Raw genomic sequence first — 18,156 nt, 5'->3', positions numbered from 1 at the left:
GGTTAAGCTAGTAAGAGCGCACGGAGGATGCCTAGGCACCAGGAGCCGAAGAAGGACGTGGCGAACAACGATACCGCCTCGGGGAGCCGTAAGCAGGCTTTGATCCGGGGATTTCCGAATGGGGAAACCCAGCTGTCGTAATGGRCAGTTACTACCAACTGAATACATAGGTTRGTAAGAGGCATACCAGGGGAACTGAAACATCTAAGTACCCTGAGGAAGAGAAAACAAWAGTGATTCCGTCAGTAGCGGCGAGCGAACGCGGATTAGCCCAAACCAAGGAGCTTGCTCCTTGGGGTTGTAGGACGTCTCACATGGAGTTACAAAGGTGTTTGGTAGGCGAAGAGGTCTGGAAAGGCCCGCCAGAGCAGGTAAAAGCCCTGTARCCGAAAACAAGCACCCTCCGAGACGGATCCTGAGTACGGCGGGACACGAGAAACCCCGTCGGAATCCGGCAGGACCATCTGCCAAGGCTAAATACTCCCTGGTGACCGATAGTGAAGCAGTACCGTGAGGGAAAGGTGAAAAGCACCGCGGAAGCGGAGTGAAAAAGAACCTGAAACCGTGCGCTTACAAGAAGTCAGAGCCCGTTAAATGGGTGATGGCGTGCCTTTTGTAGAATGAACCGGCGAGTTACGATTACGTGCAAGGTTAAGTCGGGAAGACGGAGCCGTAGCGAAAGCGAGTCTGAATAGGGCGAATAAGTACGTGGTCGTAGACCCGAAACCGTGTGATCTACCCCTGTCCAGGGTGAAGGTGCGGTAACACGCACTGGAGGCCCGAACCCACGCACGTTGAAAAGTGCGGGGATGAGGTGGGGGTAGCGGAGAAATTCCAATCGAACTCGGAGATAGCTGGTTCTCCCCGAAATAGCTTTAGGGCTAGCCTCGAGGAATGAGCGTCGTGGAGGTAGAGCACTGATTGGGTGCGGGGCCCGCCAAGGGTTACCAAGTCCAGTCAAACTCCGAATGCCATAGACGTGCTACTCGGGAGTCAGACAGTGAGTGCTAAGATCCATTGTCAAGAGGGAAACAGCCCAGATCATCAGCTAAGGTCCCCAAGTGTGTGTTAAGTGGGAAAGGATGTGGAGTTGCAAAGACAACCAGGATGTTGGCTTAGAAGCAGCCACCATTTAAAGAGTGCGTAATAGCTCACTGGTCGAGTGACTCTGCGCCGAAAATGTAACGGGGCTAAACACACCACCGAAGCTATGACATGTRCCTATATGGTACTTGGGTAGGGGAGCGTTGAATACGGGTTGAAGTCAGACCGTGAGGACTGGTGGACTGTATGCAAGTGAGAATGCCGGTATGAGTAACGAAAAGACAAGTGAGAATCTTGTCCGCCGAAAGCCTAAGGGTTCCTGAGGAAGGCTCGTCCTCTCAGGGTAAGTCGGGACCTAACGCGAGGCCGAAAGGCGTAGTGGATGGACAACAGGTTGAAATTCCTGTACCACCGTAAACCGTTATGAGCRATGGGGTGACACAGAAGGGCAGTGACGCGGGCTGATGGAATAGCCCGTCCAAGCAGTGAGGCTAGTGTGYAGGCAAATCCGCACACTATTAGGCTGGGCTGTGATGGGGAGCGAAAATTACAGTAGCGAAGGTCATGTACTCCGGCTGTCAAGAAAAGCCTCTAGCCAGGTGAAGGTGCCCGTACCGCAAACCGACACAGGTAGGCGAGCAGAGCATGCTAAGGCGCGCGGAAGAACTCTCGTTAAGGAACTCGGCAAAATGACCCCGTAACTTCGGGAGAAGGGGTGCCTCGGTAGGGTGAATAGCCCGAGGGGGCCGCAGTGAAAAGGCCCAAGCGACTGTTTAGCAAAAACACAGGTCTGTGCGAAGCCGTAAGGCGAAGTATACGGGCTGACGCCTGCCCGGTGCTGGAAGGTTAAGGGGAGCGGTTAGGGGCAACCCGAAGCTGTGAACCGAAGCCCCAGTAAACGGCGGCCGTAACTATAACGGTCCTAAGGTAGCGAAATTCCTTGTCAGGTAAATTCTGACCCGCACGAATGGCGTAACGACTTGGGCGCTGTCTCAACGAGAGATCCGGTGAAATTTTAATACCTGTGAAGATGCAGGTTACCCGCGACAAGACGGAAAGACCCCATGGAGCTTTACTGTAACTTGATATTGGACTTTGGTACGATCTGTACAGGATAGGTGGGAGCCATTGAAGCATGAGCGCCAGCTTGTGTGGAGGCGACGTTGGGATACCACCCTGATCGTATCGGAGTTCTAACCTGCTGCCGTGAAACCGGCAGAGGGACCGTGTCAGGTGGACAGTTTGACTGGGGCGGTCGCCTCCTAAAATGTAACGGAGGCGCCCAAAGGTTCCCTCAGAATGGTTGGAAATCATTCGAAGAGTGCAAAGGCATAAGGGAGCTTGACTGCGAGACCTACAAGTCGAGCAGGGACGAAAGTCGGGCTTAGTGATCCGGTGGTACCGAATGGAAGGGCCATCGCTCAACGGATAAAAGCTACCCTGGGGATAACAGGCTTATCTCCCCCAAGAGTCCACATCGACGGGGAGGTTTGGCACCTCGATGTCGGCTCATCGCATCCTGGGGCTGAAGTAGGTCCCAAGGGTTGGGCTGTTCGCCCATTAAAGCGGTACGCGAGCTGGGTTCAGAACGTCGTGAGACAGTTCGGTCCCTATCTGTCGCGGGCGCAGGAAATTTGAGAGGAGCTGTCCTTAGTACGAGAGGACCGGGATGGACGTACCGCTGGTGTACCAGTTGTTCCGCCAGGAGCACCGCTGGGTAGCCAAGTACGGACGGGATAAGCGCTGAAAGCATCTAAGCGTGAAGCCCCCCTCAAGATGAGATTTCCCAGTATGTAAGACCCCTTGAAGACGACGAGGTTGATAGGTTCGGGGTGGAAGCACAGCAATGTGTGGAGCTGACGAATACTAATCGGTCGAGGGCTTATCCTAAAACGTTTGCCAGGACCCATACATCCGGCAGACAGCAGCTAAAAGGTTCAGCAAACCTAWCTTTCGTATCCAGTTTTCAGGGCGCAACCTGCTAATGCGTGCATTGGCAAACGGCCCACATATGTGGGTTTTATTTGTCTGTGAGTGATTAGCTGAGTTGATCAGTACCTGATAAGCAGCATGGCGGTCGTGGCGAAGTGGTTAACGCATCGGTTTGTGGATCCGACATTCGGGGGTTCAATTCCCCTCGATCGCCCCATTATTAAAAACACGAATACAACATATTTGTTGGGGATTAGCCAAGCGGTAAGGCAACGGACTTTGACTCCGTGAATCCCCAGCCATTTATATGCGGAAGTGGCTCAGCGGTAGAGCATCGCCTTGCCAAGGCGAGGGTCGCGGGTTCGATTCCCGTCTTCCGCTCCATTATTTTGGCGCCATAGCCAAGTGGTAAGGCAAAGCTCTGCAAAAGCTCTACCCCTAGTTCGAATCTAGGTGGCGCCTCCACAAAATATTACTGAAATAATTATGTGCCCTTAGCTCAGCTGGATAGAGCGTTTGACTACGAATCAAAAGGCCAGGAGTTCGAATCTCTTAGGGCACGCCATATTTCTTCTATATGCCGATGTGGCGGAATGGCAGACGCGCGCGACTCAAAATCGTGAGGGAAACCGTGGAGGTTCGAGTCCTCTCATCGGCACCAAACTTTAAAACACAAACTCTTGAGATCAAATTGATCTTAAGAGTTTTTTTTGTATACAAGGAAAAGCCTAATCACGGGGAATTATGTTGAATAATGCAATGATCTCGTTTATACTAACAGCGAATTTCCAGGTTAGTCATATATCGAGGCAGGACGCATCACTGGTTAAGCAAAATCTGCCGATGGGGATCATCATGATACCGTGTATAATTATAAGTGCTTATCGAAGTCTGTATAAGGAGGCGCGGCATTATGGATGATTTCAATTTTAATCCCTTATTACTTTCTATTCCAGAGAGCTTTGAAAGCAATCGTCTGCTCATTCATACGCCATTGTGGGGTGACGGCATCAAGCTGAATGAGGCTGTTATAGAAAGTATAAATGAGCTGAAGCCTTGGATGCCATGGGCCCAAACCATTCCCACAGTTGAGGAGTCCGAAGTCGTCATAAGGCGTGCTCGCTTAAAGTATCTGGAACGTACGGATCTGATGATGCTTCTGATTTCGAAGGATACTGGTCAATTAATAGGCAGCAGCGGTCTTCATCGTATAGACTGGCAATCACGAAAATTTGAAATCGGTTATTGGGTGCGGACAGCTTATAGCGGTAAAGGCTATATTACGGAAGCAGCTAATGCGATCACAAATTTTGCTGTCCAGGAATTAAAGGCCAATCGCGTTGAAATTCGTTGTGACTCTCGAAATATAAGAAGTGCGCGTGTAGCGGAGCGATTAGGCTACACGTTAGAAGGCACTCTTCGCAATGAAAAATGCGCTGTCGACGGCTCGCTCCGGGATACAATGGTATTTTCTAAAGTTAGAGATAAGGAATTTTGATTCCTGTTAAATTTTTTTTAGATCTACATTACATATCCTAATAAAATCAGGTTAGTTATCGATGTGTTGCTGTCCTTAATGAATATAGACAGGCATTTTATAATGCCTGGTTAGCGAAACAAGCAAGCTGAGCTTTTGAATTAAAAGAAGTTACCATGTAATATAGGGGTAAATTGATAAAGAAGCGCAACCCACATAAGGAGTGAACACACGATGGGTAACAAAATCTTTACACTTAACGAAGCTAATGAGCTATTGCCTCAATTGAAAGAGGATTTACTGCAGCTGCAGCAATTAACGGCGCAGTTTGAGAATCAATACTTGAACTATCAGAAGGAGAAGGCGGTTTATGAGCAAGCTTATGTTGCTGGGCAAGGAAGCAGGGACCCTTTCTTTGAGCAAGAGAGCCAGCTGGAATTTTTGAAGATCGAGGCTGACCTGTTGATTGAAAACTTTTCACGAAAAGGCGTGCTTTTGAAAATGATTAATCCCGGCTTGATTGACTTTCCCGCAGTGCTGGATGGCGAAGACATTTTAATTTGCTGGAAGGAAGGGGAACAGCATATCAGTCATTATCATGGCTGGCATGATGGTTTTGTCGGCAGGAAGCCGTTCCCGGAAGGCGGAAGATAAGCGGATCGATCATAATATCAAGACGATTGCCCGTTTTTATTTTAAAACAAACGCTGCCGTAACCGGATTATGGTCTTGCAGGAGATAAAAACTTGAATGTGCTGTTTTCAAGAAGGACGAAATGGAATCTAAGTTAGCCCTCGTCTGCTCCTTGCTGCTGGAGCGTGAATGCTTCCCGCCATCCATAAAGAAATCTTGATTTTTGTCTAAGCCGGCATAATCCCATGCGTTCACTCCTTCCATTATTTTTTCATTATTTCAAGGATATAAGCGTGCTAAGCAGATCGAAAGATATATTTCGCATACCGAATAATGGGATTATAATAAGCCTCATTAACCGCATACTGCGTACATTGGGGATTGGAGAAATTTTTTGAAGGAACCATCGGCTAACGGAAGGGAGCGGAGCAAGGATGAAACACAACCGTCTAGGAAATTCGGAGCTGTATGTCAGTGAGATCGGTCTTGGCTGCATGTCGCTTGGGACGGATAAGGAAAAGGCGGTAGCCCTCGTGCATCAAGCGATCGATGGGGGCATTAATTTTCTGGATACGGCTGATCTTTATGATGAAGGTCTGAATGAGGAAATCGTCGGAGAGGCGATTCGCGGACGGCGTTCGGATATCATACTTGCGACGAAGGTTGGCAATCGCTGGGAGCCCGGCAAGGAAGGCTGGACATGGGACCCTTCCAAGGCTTATATCAAGTCGGCTGTGAAGGACAGCTTAAGAAGGCTCCAAACGGACTATATCGATCTGTATCAGCTGCATGGCGGTACGCTTAACGATCCGGTGTCGGAGACCATCGAGGCTTTCGAGGAGCTTAAGCAGGAGGGACTCATTCGTTATTACGGCGTTTCTTCGATTCGGCCGAACGTCATTCGAGAATATGCGGAGCGGTCGAATATCGTCAGCGTAATGAGCCAATATAGTATTTTGGACAGAAGGCCCGAGGAGGAAATATTGCCTTTGCTGGCGGAGAAGGGGATCAGCTTAATAGCCCGCGGTCCGGTGGCAAAAGGAATTTTAACCGGTAACGGCGCTGCGAAAGCGGAAAAGGGTTATTTGGATTACAGCAAAGAAGAGCTGTCGGCTTTACGTGCAGCATTGCTCCGTGCAGGAGGCGGCTCCAACGATATGGCGCATACGGCAATCAGATATGCGCTAGCCAACCCAGCTGTAGCTGCGGTCATTCCAGGGGCAAGCTCGGCGGCTCAGCTGCTGCATAATATTGACGCGGGTCGTGCTCAGGCTCTGACGTCAAAAGAATTAGAAGCTATTCGGAGTCTGAGCAGAAGCAATCGCTACGAACAGCACCGCTAAAATATTTTATGGGAAAAATGGCAGGTAAAGTAATCATTTACAGAACAAACGTTCTTCGTTATGATCTTTGCGTAGGTCATTTTTCCATTTAATTGTATGGGGAAACAGCTGCCTGCCGGGCAGTTTTTTTTTTCAATAAAATAGTTTGAATCTCTGATAGATATTTGGCATGGGCGGCATCTGTCTTATAGGGGGAATGAAAGTGAAGGTCTGGGCAACCGATACGGCATCCTTGTTAACTGGCGAAGCAGGGACGGAAGGGCAGGAGCATGCAATCGTTGAAAGGGCCCGTTCCGGTGATCAGGAAGCGTTCGGGGAGCTTGTGCGGCGGCATCGTGCTAAGGCGCTCGGTCTTGCGGGGTCGTTGACGAAGGATTCCTTTATGGCGGAGGATATCGTGCAGGAAGCGCTTATTCGTGCATTTCTGCACTTGGGTACGCTTACTGACGCGAGCAGGTTCTTGCCTTGGCTGCACCGGATCGTGCGCAATCAAGCCTACATGAAGCTGCGGAGAGGCGGTCCTTACAGCAAGGAGCGGCCGTTCGTTAGCTTCATGAGTCAATCGGGTCTGCCGATGGATGCGAACAGGAGCGAGCAGAATATGGATTGGAGCGATATCGACAGCATCCTGTTTCATCTGACGGATCATGCCAGGAATGAGTCGATGAACGGACAGAGCCCGGAGCAGTACGTGATGCGCCAAGAAACGCTGGCTAGCATTCATATGCTGATACGCTGCTTGAACAAGCGGGAGCGGGGCATTTTCGAGGCGAGATTTTTCGGGGAGCTGCCCCCGGCTGAAATTGCCGATTTGTTCGATACGACGACTGCTAACGTATACAATACGCTGTCGAGATCCCGCGCCAAGCTGCAGAAGGAGCGCATACGCATCTCGATCAGTCTTTACGTGCAGCGAAGAGCGTCGCTAGGCTTGCCTAGACGAAAGATATTAACTCCCCCCCTAATATAACGTAAACATAAGGTTCACTTGAGATGGAGAGGAAAGAAGCGATGACAATTGATAGGGATTGGTCGAAGACCTGGACCTCGGCGGCAGCCGCCATTCACGGTGCGGTAAGCTATACCGACAAGAATCAGCTTACATTGACGGATGTTATGGGGTTTACGGGCCATGCCTTTCGAATGAATATCGATCCGGAGAGCATTAACGCAGCAGGGCCGACCTCGTTTCCTGGCGGTTATATTTTGCGCCGCAATTTGTGCAATCTCGGCTTCACGAGCTGTCTGGCTGATCCGTCCGCTCCCCTTACGCCGGATAAGGTTGAGCGGACGATAGCACTAGTACAACAATCTATTGATCGCGGCGTGCCTGCCATCGCATTCGATTTGTTCACCCCGGAATTCGGATTGATTTACGGCTATGACGATGATAAGCAGCAATTTCATGCGAAGGACCATGCGAAGGACGGAACGCTCACTTATGCGCAGTTCGCAGATCCGAAGATCGATCTGTTGTTCGTGACGACGATCAGCGAGAGCCTGCCTCATTCCAAATACGAAATGCTGCGTATGGCGTTATCGATGATTGTCGACCATGCCCGGGGCAAGGAATGGACGCATGTGTTCGGCAATAAATTTGCGCAGGGGCTGGCCGGTTACGAGGCATGGATTAATGTGATGAAGCTTCGCCGTGCTGACGAGCATGGAAATGCCTTCAATTTGCTTGTCATCGGCGATGCACGCGAGTTCGCCGCACGCTTCCTCCGCGAAATAGCGTTCCGCTGGGACGGATCGAACGTAGTGGAGCGAACGGTACGCAAGCATGCCGGCGATGCGGCTGTACATTATAAGGCGGTTGCGGCAGCGTTCGGGCAATTAAGAGAACGATTTCCGTTTCCGGACGGCGGCCATCCGAAGGATCCAAATACGGCCGATCAGGCGATACAATTGCTGCAGCATGCGCAAGAAGCGGAAACGAAGGGCGTCGAGCAGCTGGAGCAGCTGTTTCATTTTATGGGGGAATACCATTCGGAAATTTGGGTTCATTAACCGGCCCGGAACGAGAGGGAGGATAAAGATGGCTTTAACAGAGAAGAAGATGTTTGATCACAAGGGCGGTTTCGAGCTGGATGATATGCGCGGAGAGAAGCTGCATATGGTTTGCTTGAAGGGAGCTGAGCTGCACGGCGTCGATGCAAGAGATACGTCCCTTGAGCATGTGAACTTTGTCCATTCGAAGTGGAACCATATTTATTTCTCAAATGTTCATGTTAATGAAGTGCAGATGGGCGGTACGCTATTCGAAAATATTCGCCGTCCCGATGCTGAAGTCAGCCGCTTCGAGGAGGAAGCGGGAACAGACGGCTGGATTAATATCGAGCCCGTTCGCTTCCTGACTAGTGATTTGAGCAAAGCGATTTTTCAATCCTGTAATTTAAAGGACGTTGAATTAAACGACTGCAATGTTGAAGGTATGCGCATTAACGGAATTCCGGTCGAGGAGCTGCTGCGGAGCTATTCGGAAAAGCAGGAAAGGGCAGTGGAGACAAATAACTAAAACATTGAAAGAGAGCTGATGTGAAATGATTAAAAATATCAATTGTGCGTACGTTCCGGTCTCGAATGCGGAAAAGGCGGCGGAGTGGTATGAGCGTGTGCTCGGTATGCAGCTCCGTTCCCCCGTTGAACCTGGGCGTGGCGCTATTATGATCATGGGAGAAGGCGGGTGGCTCTTTCTGCTGCCGAGTCCTGCCATGACTCCGCTCACGTTCGAGACGACAGGCTGGGCTGAAGATGGAGAATCGTTCGAGATGTTTCCGCTATGCTTTGAGACCGAAGATATTCAGTCGCTATATGCTTCCTTGAAGGAGGCGGGCACATGGACCGAGACGGATATTCGGGACGAGGGCAGCTGCGGACTGCAGCTTGGTTTCAAAGATCCGGACGGCAACAAGTATCAAGTATGGCAGAAGCCGTCTTTATAGGTTAATTGATGCTCATCATTATATCTATTCGGGGGTGGGCAGATGAGAAAGTCTATGCCAGGACTTTCTCTCTGTGCTATTCTTAGAAAGGAAGGTTTGACTTAATCAACTGTATGCAATAAAATTACAGTATCCTTCTTGAGAGGGAGTGCAGAGATGAACAGTGAATTTACGGTAGCGGTTCACAGCCTGGTGCTGTTAGCCTATTTGCCTGATCATATGGCCAGCAGCGAGACGATTGCCCGCAACGTGGCAACCAATCCGACGCGCATTCGCAAAATAATGAGCACTTTGCGGAAACACGGTTTTGTGAGAACGAAGGAAGGAATCGGCGGCGGCTATATTTTGAACTGCGAGCCGGGGGAGGTTACGCTTGCTCAAATTTACCGGGCGCTTTCCGGCTGTTCGCTTAAGCCTCACTGGTGTTCGGGTAATCCGGAGGAGGAGTGTCTCGTCTCGGCGAATATACAAGCGGTCATGGATCATTTTTTCTACGAAGCGGAGCTTCATTATGTAGCTTACCTGGAGCAAAATACGCTTCAAACGGCTTTGGATAAGATCCGAAAATGCCAACAGCTGCAAAAGGAACATCAGGTATAAGGCCTTACAGCAAATGAGAAGCGCCACGATGCTTCAGCTGTGTAAGCAACAGCGGTAATAAGGTAGAAGGCTGTATATTACCGCTAATTATATACGGCAGTCGTCATTGTAGGCAGCTTTCTTTTTTGTACCGCCCAATATGTATCTAATATTCATACAGTTATTGCGTGTCTAGCCTTATGGAAGCCGCGTCTTCCGATCATGAAGTAAAGGGTGAGCGTTATGTCAAAACAGACCAAAATAAATTCAGCATTTAACATTCCGTTGTCGGTACTCGATGTTTCACCAATTGTCGAAGGAGGCTCTGTCGCCGAATCGCTTAGCAATACGTTAGATCTTGCACAGCATGCGGAAAAATGGGGCTATAACCGTTACTGGCTGGCGGAGCATCATAATGCGCCAAGCATTGCGAGCTCGGCGACGTCAATCGTCATCGGCCATGTAGCGGCAGGCACGTCGACGATTCGCGTAGGCTCGGGCGGCATCATGCTGCCGAACCATGCGCCGCTTGTTATCGCCGAGCAATTCGGCACGTTGGAGTCTTTATTTCCCGGCCGCATCGATCTCGGTCTCGGCCGCGCGCCCGGCACCGACGGTCTTACAGCAGCGGCGCTTCGAGGAAACAGAAGAAGCAACGGCCATGATTTTCCCGAGCAGCTGGCGGAGCTTCGCGCGTTTCTAGACCCGTCGAGCACGGAGATCGGCATGCCCGTGCGAGCGATTCCGGGCGAAGGGCTGGACATACCGATTTGGCTGCTGGGCTCAAGTGATTTTAGTGCGTTGCTGGCTGCTCAGCTCGGCTTGCCGTTCGCTTTCGCCGGTCATTTCTCGCCTACGTTTACCGTTCCGGCGATGAATCTCTATCGCAGCAGCTTCAAGCCTTCTGCCGTTCTCGATAAACCGAAAGGGATGGTCGCGGTAAACGTGGTTGCGGCTGATACGGATGAGGAGGCGGCTTATCTGGCTACATCGATGCAGCAGCTATTTCTGTCGTTTATTCGCAATGCCCGCGGACCTTTGCCTGCTCCGGTTCGCGATATGGATGCCGTGTGGACACCGCAGGAGAAGATCGCCCTGCAGCAGCAGCTGGGTTCTTCCATTGTCGGCGGGCCGGAGACAGTGCGCATTAAGCTAAAGCAATATATGGAGTCGACGCAAGCCAATGAGATCATGGTTGCAGCCCATATATTCGATCACAAGGCACGCCTGCGTTCTTATGAAATTATAGCAGGGCTATAATAAACGGACGGATAGAGCGGAAATATTAGCTATGTTTATTCTTAGTGAGCGGAGAATAATGAGAATGAAGCAAGCCAAAAGGGTGCAGACCGGAAACCGGTTTGTACCCTTTTGGCTTGTGTGGGCAGAGTATGTCCTGAGGGGTCCGGTTACTCGACAGGCGGCAGGAGCCCGTTGCGGAGCTGACGGATCGAATAGCCGAAATCTATTTGGAGATGCGGATAGTCAGGGAAGTTCTTCCAGTCACCGCCCCAGGTAAAGCCAAGCCGTTTAGCAATCGCGACGACCTCCATCCAATCTGCTTGTCCGTTTTTATTGCCGTCATATTTCATGTCCCATACGACTTCACCCTTCTTGGTGCGCAGTGCAAAATCGATAGCGAGGCCGTAATTATGATACGACTGGCCGCCTTGCACCTGCGTAACGATCTTGCCCTCCGACGTTCTTCCCTTTGCATAAATAGCGTCCTGCTCTTCATTTGAGCGGAAGCCGTCCGTAATGAGAATGGTGATGCCGGCCTTTCCTGCTTCTGAGATTAATTCGTTTTGCTTGGCAAATACGACCGGATGCAGTTCTGTTATCGGAATAGCAGGAATGATTTCGGTGTCAGGTACGGGAGGCTCAAAGGTGAGAATCGCCTTCCACAATATAGCAGCGGTGACGGCCAAAATAATTAGGAGCAGAAATCTGTTTCGTTTGCGTTTATTTCTTGCAACAGGATCCAGCGGAGTCTGCCCAATCGGTAGGGGCTGCCGGGAAATAGGATTTCGTTCAATCATGCAATATCTCCTTACGCTTTGTATCCGCTTATCTTAACATATTGCAAATCCGGTTTCCCTAGTCCGAGGTAGGGGATTAATGCCGGCATTTGACTTTTTATCAGTTTATAACTAAACTGATAACTATAACGAAGGCTTGGGGTGGTCGAATGGATCAAAAAGATACGGAATCCTTCTTATCTAAACGTGATGAGCGGTTAGGCTTAATGATATGGTTTCGCTTATCGCGGGTTTATAATCAAAGCCTGCGGGAATCCCACCAGCATTTGAAAAAATGGAACTTATCCGCCGCGCAGTTCGACATGCTCGCGCAGGTTGGCGCTCATGACCGTTTGACGCAGCAGCAGCTGGCCGACAAGCTTTTTGTCACGAAAGGGAACATTACGCAGCTGCTTGGCAAGCTTGAAGAGCTGGGCTTAGTAAGGCGCGAGCAAGAGTGGAAGACCAAATACGTATCGCTAACGGAAAAGGGCAAAGCATTATTTAATGATGTCGTTCCGGTACAGGAGCAATTCCAGGCGTCGCAGTATAACGCTTTGGACCGGGATGAGAAGAGGCAACTGCTCGATTTACTTAAAAAAATACAAAATTAAATGATACGGTGCAAGAGAAGCAAATTTTGCATCACAAAACTATTTAGGAGGTTGTTTATATGCAACTTAAAGGCATTCACCACGTATCCGCAATCACTGGCACCGCATCCGGCAATTTTGACTTTTACACGCAGCTGCTAGGTCTTCGTTTGGTCAAAAAGACGGTTAACCAAGACGAGACGTCGGTTTATCATTTGTTTTATGGAGATGAGAAGGGGAATCCGGGAACGGAGCTGACCTTCTTCGAATTTCCGATGACTGGCAAAAACCGTGCCGGCACAAGCAGCATTTCTTCCCTGTCCCTGCGGGTGGCGAATGATGCGGCGCTTCGTTATTGGAAGGAGCGGTTCGAGCAATTCAGCGTCAATCATGATGAAATGATTGAACGCGCAGGACGCAATACGATTGCTTTCAGAGATTTTGAAGGACAGCGCTTAGTGCTCGTATCCGATGAACATAATGAAGGCGTTAAGGGCGGAATTCCTTGGGATAAAAGCACAGTGCCTGCCGAATACGGCATTCTCGGACTTGGCCCGGTGCAGCTTACGGTCAAAAATCCGGAGCCTACCGTTCTCGTACTGACCCAGCTGATGGGCTTCCGCGAAAAAGGGAAGTATCCGTCTGGGATTGCAGGCCAGCCGAATATCGTCGTATTCGAAACCGGAGAAGGCGGCAGCGGCGCCGAGGTTCATATCGAGGAGCGGCATGATTTGCCGCGTGAGCAGCAGGGCCATGGCGGCGTGCATCACGTAGCGTTCCGCGTAGACAACGACGACGAGCTGCGCGAGTGGATCGAGCATATTCGTGGAGTCAGTATTCCAAACTCCGGCTTCGTCGACCGCTACTATTTCCGCTCGCTGTACTTCCGCGAGCCGAACGACATCCTTTTTGAGCTGGCGACTGACGGTCCGGGCTTCGATACGGATGAAGATATCAACCATTTGGGCGAATCATTGGCGCTGCCTCCGTTTCTGGAGCCGCAACGCACGCAAATCGAAGCAAGATTAAAGCCGCTGAAGAATTAACGGCGGCAAATGTACCGCATCGAAAGTTGGGCTTGAATAAATACTCGCCAGTCTTATATAATAAACACATATTCATACTGATGACTGACGGAGGTAACCCAGCCGATGAAGTAAGTACACGATTCCTGTAAACAACTTGTTTAAATACAAGCGGCGTTCTCGGCAGCGAGAACCGGTCAGGGATACGTGCGTCGATTTGGGGACTTATGCTTAGTCAATCAGCAGCGACAGATAGGAGTTGTTTACCCGCTATACAGCGGCGTAACGCATCCTTATTTTCGTTTACCTGATATTCCCCTTCGTATTCGACCGTGTGCCGCTGGCCACGGTTTTTTATTTTGTAATCGGAAATGGGGAATATACATTGATGCTGCTAAAAGTTAAACAGGCGATTAAAGAATGGGACGGCTATATGCTGTTCGAAAATATAAATTTCGAGGTAAAAGAGGGCGAGCGGCTTGCGCTGTTCGGTCGCAACGGCGTAGGCAAAACGACGCTGCTGCAGGGCTTGACCGGAAGGCTTGCGCTTGATGGGGGTGTGGTCCAGCGCTTATTGCCCCTTGAAGAGTGGGGCTGGCTTGACCAGCAGGCGCAGACGGATACCTCGCTCACGCTGCTCGAGTTCGTTCAGGCGGGATCGGAGGAATTGTTCGGCTTGAAGCGGGCGATGGCGGATCTGACGCAGCAAATGCAAGAGAATGAGACGAGCGGGAAGCTGTTAAATCAATACAGCGAGCTGTACGAGAGATATGCGCAGCTTGATGGTTATGGCTTTGAGATCAAAGCGGAGAGATGCTTAACGCAATTAGGCTTTGAAGCTTCATTGTGGGGCATGCCATTTGCTCAGCTCAGCGGCGGTCAGAAGACGAAAGCCCAATTGGCGGCGCTTATGGTCAGAGAGCCGAAGCTCGTGGTGATGGATGAGCCGACGAATCACTTGGATTCGGCCGCGCTGGATTGGCTGGAGCAATGGGTGAGGGCGTATCCGGGAACGATCGTATACGTGTCGCATGACCGGACATTTATCGACCGTACGGCAACGGCCGTTCTGGAGCTGGAGCGGCATGGCTGCCACCGCTATCCCGGAGGCTACACCGACTACAAGGCGCAGAAGGAGCTTGAGCTAAGGACGCAGGAGGCGCTGCACAAGAAGCAGGAGCTGGAGCGGGAAAAGCTGCTTGAGAGCATACGCATGTATGCGGAATGGTTCCAGCAGGCGCATAAGGCGGCTGGGCAAAATGATTTTTTGAGGTCAAAGTCAAAAAAGAACGTATCGCGTCTGCATGCGAAGGAATCCGCATTGGAGCGTTTAGACCAGGGAAAAGTGCAGAAGCCTCGCGAGGAATCGCAGCTGCGTTTGCATTTGGAGCCGGATGGCTTCACAGCTTCGACGCTGCTGCGCATGGAGGAGGTTAGCTTTGCTTATGAAGGCCGCAAGCACATATTCAGTAAGCTTAGTCTCTCGCTTGACCGGGGCGACCGCCTTGCCGTGCTTGGACCGAACGGAGCGGGTAAGTCGACCCTGCTGAAGCTGGCAACGGGCAGCTTAACGCCTGCCGCAGGCAAGGTAGTCATTCATCCGCAGGCGAAAATCGGTTACTTCGAGCAGGAGCTGGGTAAGCTCGATAGCGAGGCGACCATTCTGGATAGCCTGCTGATGCTGCCGGGGATGACGCAGTCGCATGCGCGGACCATTTTGGGCTGCTTCTTGTTTTCGAAGGAGGATGTGTTTAAGCGAATCGGGGATTTGAGCATGGGCGAGAAATGCAGAGTAGCGTTCCTTAAGCTGTATTTTGGCAAAGCGAATTTGCTCGTGCTTGATGAACCGACCAACTATCTGGACGTGAGTACGCGCGAGCAGATTGAGGAGGCGCTTCAGCATTATCCCGGCGCGATTCTGCTCGTGACCCATGACCGGTACTTGATCCGCCAAGCGGCCAACCGGTTACTCCTGATGGATGGGCAGAGTGAGCCAAGCTTGTTCCCGGGAACGTATGAGGAGTTTATGTCCAAGGATCGAAGCCGTTCACTTTCGCCGGAGGAGCAGCTGAATCAGAACGAGCGGGAAATGCTGCAGCTTCGCTTAGCGCAGCTCATGAGCAGCACGCAGCCGGATGATCCCGGGGAGCAGCTGCTGCTCATACAGGAAATCCGCAGGCTGCGCGCACAAATAGGCAGCTTCTAAACAAGCGTGAGGGGCCTGGATTAGCCCAGGCCCCTCACTTTAGTATAATCAACTCATCGATTGCTTCGCTTCCAAATAGAGCACTTGTACAAATTTTTTTGTGTTGATCCGGATTTGGGATTGGGATGATTCTATATTGTTTTGCAATTCCGACATTCTTTTTCGAATTTCGGTGAAATCGAAAATTTTCGAAGCATAATTTTCAAACTTTGGATGGGTATAATCGGTTAGGCCAAGTGAAGCCATATGGCTGAGTGCCTGGAAAATGGCTCTTCGTACACGCTGCTCCGAGGCTTTGATCTCCTTATTTAGTTCCGCAGATGTTGCCGAGCTTCCCAGTTTTTTCGCAGCGGTATTACTAAAAATATCCTTTAATGAAGGAAACGCATTTATAGAGTGAACAGATTCGGTTTCTTTTTCGTATAGGTACCCGAGAATATCCAATAAATCTTTACTGCCTGCTTCCCCGATCATTCCAAGCTCCGACAACAGAAAATGACCGGCAGTCAACATTTCTTTCTTTGAACCGGGCGGCTCTTGCCTCTCCTGAGGCTTCTCGAATGTAAAGTCCTGCAAAGTTCTCTGTATAAAGGATATCGATTTTTGCAGCCGCAAGCGTTCCTCGACCTTTCGGATAACCGCCAAAATTTCCAGCCGGTTAACCGGTTTGGTAATATAATATTCGACGCCAAGCGAGTAGGCTTCACTAATCATATTTTTCGATTCGATCTGTGAGATCATGATGATTTTTCCGTGAAAATGCGACCCTAATGCCCGAACGGTCTGGATTCCGTCTTGAATCGGCATTAACATATCGATCAAAAGAATATCGACTTTTTTTAGCTCCAGCAAGTCGCTGTTTATATGAAAGCCGTCATCCGTTTCTCCGACCACTTTCCCCAGCCCGTCCTCCTCAATAATATCAGCTAACATGGAGCGAACTCCTTGATCGTCATCCACAATAAAAAATCGCATGGATCGTCATCCTTTCTCGGTAAGCTCATCGATAGGCAAGTGTATGATAAATACGGTTTTGCCGGTTTCCCATTCATCCAGTAATTCAAACTGTCCTCCACGGTCTTTCACGACTTCCTGAACGTAGGATAAACCGATTCCGGTTGAAGGCTTTCCTGAAACATCATACTTTGAAGTGTACCCTGGCGTAAATATAACCTTTCTTTTTTTAGGGGGGATACCAGGACCGTTGTCGCTTACTCGAAACTCAATGAAATCATTCAAGCGCCGGACAGAGATTTTTATAATCCCTTTGTTAAGGATGGCTTCAACCGCATTGGCTGTCAAATTGTTAATCAAAGATAAAAGGGTGTATACATGCATGGGAGGCAGCGTCTCTTCCACCTCCAATAGGAACTGAATATCTTTGCCTGAGGATACTGCGTATTTTTGATTCGTTCTGACAATCAGCTGGCCTATTTCCACCGGATTCATATAGTCCGATGAACTCTGGTCGGCAATCATTTTGGAAAGCCCCGCTAATATTCGTTGATTATCCTTTTTAATTTCATGGATTTTTCCGGAAATCCGCAATGCTTGCTGCGCAAAATTCGCGGTCCCATTTATAGATTCGGCATTTTGTAAGTCCCGGTATAACTCATAACATTCTCTTGTAATATCTTCCGAGTATTGAAGCGTTTTTTTTAACTGGACGGACTCCTCATATAAATTTGAAACGAGCATAAGGATGCGTTCCTTTTCTTTACGCTGCTGTTCTTCATTTAAGATGGACTGGCGTAATTGAATGATATTATAAAAACCGAGAACAAAAAAGCTGCGAATGACCGCAATTAAAATTAGTTCGCCAAAAGCATATAAATCTATGGTCGTAAGGGAAATGGAATGGCGGAAGGAGAGCTCCACCAGACTTGAAATGAATTCGATTAAGACACTTAGAACCCCGACACGCAGAGGCCGATAAGGGAGCCGGTTCAATCTCAAAAATTGAAATAAAGAAGCGTATGCAAGGTAATAAAATAAAGGCGGATAATGCAGGTGAGCAAGCTCTTCGAAAGAAACATCCGTTAGCAATAGGTAATCCAAAGCGATACGAAGGGTAACAACGTTGATACCAACCAAAAGTCCGGATAAGACAGGCGGTATTCTTTGAATCCACAGTAAAAAAAAGAAAAAAAAGGGTGTGGCCAAACTGACGCGGAAATCGTCGTGAAAAGGGTAAAATTTCAATTCCCCTGCGAGAGGCACGGTAATAATCATAAGGATAAACGCAGCGATGTTTGTTTTCAAGGATAATCACCTCCTAATTCCATGATGATGTAAACTTATTTAACGCAAACGGCCGATTTCTTTCAATAATGATCGTCAAACCGAAAGTTGGAACGATAG

15 protein-coding genes, 5 tRNA genes, 1 rRNA gene and 1 pseudogene are annotated in these 18,156 nt (G+C 49.7%); 18 read left to right on the top strand and 4 right to left on the bottom strand.

Annotated elements, in window-relative coordinates; translation table 11 throughout:
- From ASG81_RS05340 to ASG81_RS05305, 8 genes are all read left to right on the top strand, one after another.
- Window positions 1-2,934 (top strand): 23S ribosomal RNA (locus tag ASG81_RS05340).
- Between the two features lie 183 nt (window positions 2,935-3,117).
- Window positions 3,118-3,193, top strand: a tRNA-His gene (locus ASG81_RS05335).
- Between the two features lie 92 nt (window positions 3,194-3,285).
- A tRNA-Gly gene (locus tag ASG81_RS05330) sits at window positions 3,286-3,360 on the top strand.
- Between the two features lie 7 nt (window positions 3,361-3,367).
- A tRNA-Cys gene (locus ASG81_RS05325) sits at window positions 3,368-3,441 on the top strand.
- Between the two features lie 23 nt (window positions 3,442-3,464).
- Window positions 3,465-3,541: transfer RNA gene (locus tag ASG81_RS05320), tRNA-Arg, on the top strand.
- A gap of 14 nt (window positions 3,542-3,555) precedes the next feature.
- A tRNA-Leu gene (locus ASG81_RS05315) sits at window positions 3,556-3,637 on the top strand.
- 252 nt (window positions 3,638-3,889) lie between these two features.
- Window positions 3,890-4,474 (top strand): GNAT family N-acetyltransferase, encoded by a 585-nt coding sequence (locus ASG81_RS05310; RefSeq protein ID WP_056630085.1) that lies wholly within the window; start codon window positions 3,890-3,892, stop codon window positions 4,472-4,474.
- Between the two features lie 213 nt (window positions 4,475-4,687).
- The gene (locus tag ASG81_RS05305) at window positions 4,688-5,107 is read left to right on the top strand and encodes a DUF2203 domain-containing protein (protein WP_056630082.1); all 420 of its coding nucleotides are present in this window, start codon (window positions 4,688-4,690) and stop codon (window positions 5,105-5,107) included.
- A 72-nt stretch (window positions 5,108-5,179) separates the two neighbouring features.
- On the opposite strand, the pseudogene ASG81_RS32500 reads toward ASG81_RS05305, so the two are convergent.
- Window positions 5,180-5,326, bottom strand: a pseudogene (locus ASG81_RS32500) (endonuclease/exonuclease/phosphatase family protein); the annotation flags it as partial.
- 194 nt (window positions 5,327-5,520) lie between these two features.
- Between ASG81_RS32500 and ASG81_RS05295 the strand changes: the two are divergent.
- The 7 genes from ASG81_RS05295 (at window position 5,521) to ASG81_RS05265 (ending at window position 11,213) form a co-directional block, all read left to right on the top strand.
- The gene (locus ASG81_RS05295) at window positions 5,521-6,429 is read left to right on the top strand and encodes an aldo/keto reductase (RefSeq protein WP_056630077.1); all 909 of its coding nucleotides are present in this window, start codon (window positions 5,521-5,523) and stop codon (window positions 6,427-6,429) included.
- 202 nt (window positions 6,430-6,631) lie between these two features.
- Window positions 6,632-7,399, top strand: coding sequence for an RNA polymerase sigma factor (locus ASG81_RS05290; protein WP_056630074.1), 768 nt, complete (start codon window positions 6,632-6,634; stop codon window positions 7,397-7,399).
- Between the two features lie 41 nt (window positions 7,400-7,440).
- Window positions 7,441-8,439, top strand: a complete 999-nt coding sequence (locus ASG81_RS05285; protein ID WP_056630070.1) for a hypothetical protein — start codon at window positions 7,441-7,443, stop codon at window positions 8,437-8,439.
- Between the two features lie 28 nt (window positions 8,440-8,467).
- Window positions 8,468-8,947: a pentapeptide repeat-containing protein gene (locus tag ASG81_RS05280; RefSeq protein WP_056630067.1), complete on the top strand. Its 480-nt coding sequence runs from the start codon at window positions 8,468-8,470 to the stop codon at window positions 8,945-8,947.
- 25 nt (window positions 8,948-8,972) lie between these two features.
- Window positions 8,973-9,374, top strand: coding sequence for a VOC family protein (locus ASG81_RS05275; RefSeq protein ID WP_155971227.1), 402 nt, complete (start codon window positions 8,973-8,975; stop codon window positions 9,372-9,374).
- Window positions 9,375-9,530: 156 nt separating this feature from the next.
- Window positions 9,531-9,974 (top strand): Rrf2 family transcriptional regulator, encoded by a 444-nt coding sequence (locus ASG81_RS05270; RefSeq protein ID WP_056630063.1) that lies wholly within the window; start codon window positions 9,531-9,533, stop codon window positions 9,972-9,974.
- A gap of 222 nt (window positions 9,975-10,196) precedes the next feature.
- Window positions 10,197-11,213: an LLM class flavin-dependent oxidoreductase gene (locus tag ASG81_RS05265; RefSeq protein WP_056630059.1), complete on the top strand. Its 1,017-nt coding sequence runs from the start codon at window positions 10,197-10,199 to the stop codon at window positions 11,211-11,213.
- Between the two features lie 149 nt (window positions 11,214-11,362).
- Here the strand turns inward: ASG81_RS05265 and ASG81_RS05260 are convergent, their stop codons facing one another.
- Window positions 11,363-11,992 carry a M15 family metallopeptidase gene (locus tag ASG81_RS05260; protein ID WP_081417139.1) on the bottom strand — a complete coding sequence of 210 codons (630 nt, stop codon included), beginning with the start codon at window positions 11,990-11,992 and terminating at the stop codon, window positions 11,363-11,365.
- 149 nt (window positions 11,993-12,141) lie between these two features.
- Between ASG81_RS05260 and ASG81_RS05255 the strand changes: the two genes are divergently transcribed.
- From ASG81_RS05255 to abc-f, 3 genes are all read left to right on the top strand, one after another.
- Entirely contained in the window at window positions 12,142-12,585 is a 444-nt protein-coding gene (locus ASG81_RS05255; protein ID WP_056630058.1) for a MarR family winged helix-turn-helix transcriptional regulator, read from the top strand.
- Window positions 12,586-12,644: 59 nt separating this feature from the next.
- Window positions 12,645-13,610: a ring-cleaving dioxygenase gene (locus tag ASG81_RS05250; protein WP_056630055.1), complete on the top strand. Its 966-nt coding sequence runs from the start codon at window positions 12,645-12,647 to the stop codon at window positions 13,608-13,610.
- A 367-nt stretch (window positions 13,611-13,977) separates the two neighbouring features.
- Entirely contained in the window at window positions 13,978-15,795 is a 1,818-nt protein-coding gene (gene abc-f / locus ASG81_RS05245) for a ribosomal protection-like ABC-F family protein (protein WP_056630052.1), read from the top strand.
- Between the two features lie 48 nt (window positions 15,796-15,843).
- On the opposite strand, the gene ASG81_RS05240 is transcribed toward abc-f, so the two are convergent.
- Together ASG81_RS05240 and ASG81_RS05235 are read right to left on the bottom strand one after the other, a co-directional pair.
- Complete coding sequence (locus ASG81_RS05240) at window positions 15,844-16,770, bottom strand: response regulator (RefSeq protein ID WP_056630049.1); 927 nt, start codon at window positions 16,768-16,770, stop codon at window positions 15,844-15,846.
- A 6-nt stretch (window positions 16,771-16,776) separates the two neighbouring features.
- Window positions 16,777-18,057: a sensor histidine kinase gene (locus tag ASG81_RS05235; protein ID WP_056630046.1), complete on the bottom strand. Its 1,281-nt coding sequence runs from the start codon at window positions 18,055-18,057 to the stop codon at window positions 16,777-16,779.
- Window positions 18,058-18,156 lie beyond the last annotated feature (99 nt).

The sequence above is a fragment of the Paenibacillus sp. Soil522 genome (assembly GCF_001428245.1).
In the GTDB taxonomy this organism is placed as follows: Bacteria; Bacillota; Bacilli; order Paenibacillales; family Paenibacillaceae; genus Pristimantibacillus.
The sequence above is the reverse complement of the archived record's forward strand: the minus strand, read 5'-3'. Positions and strand labels throughout refer to the sequence as shown.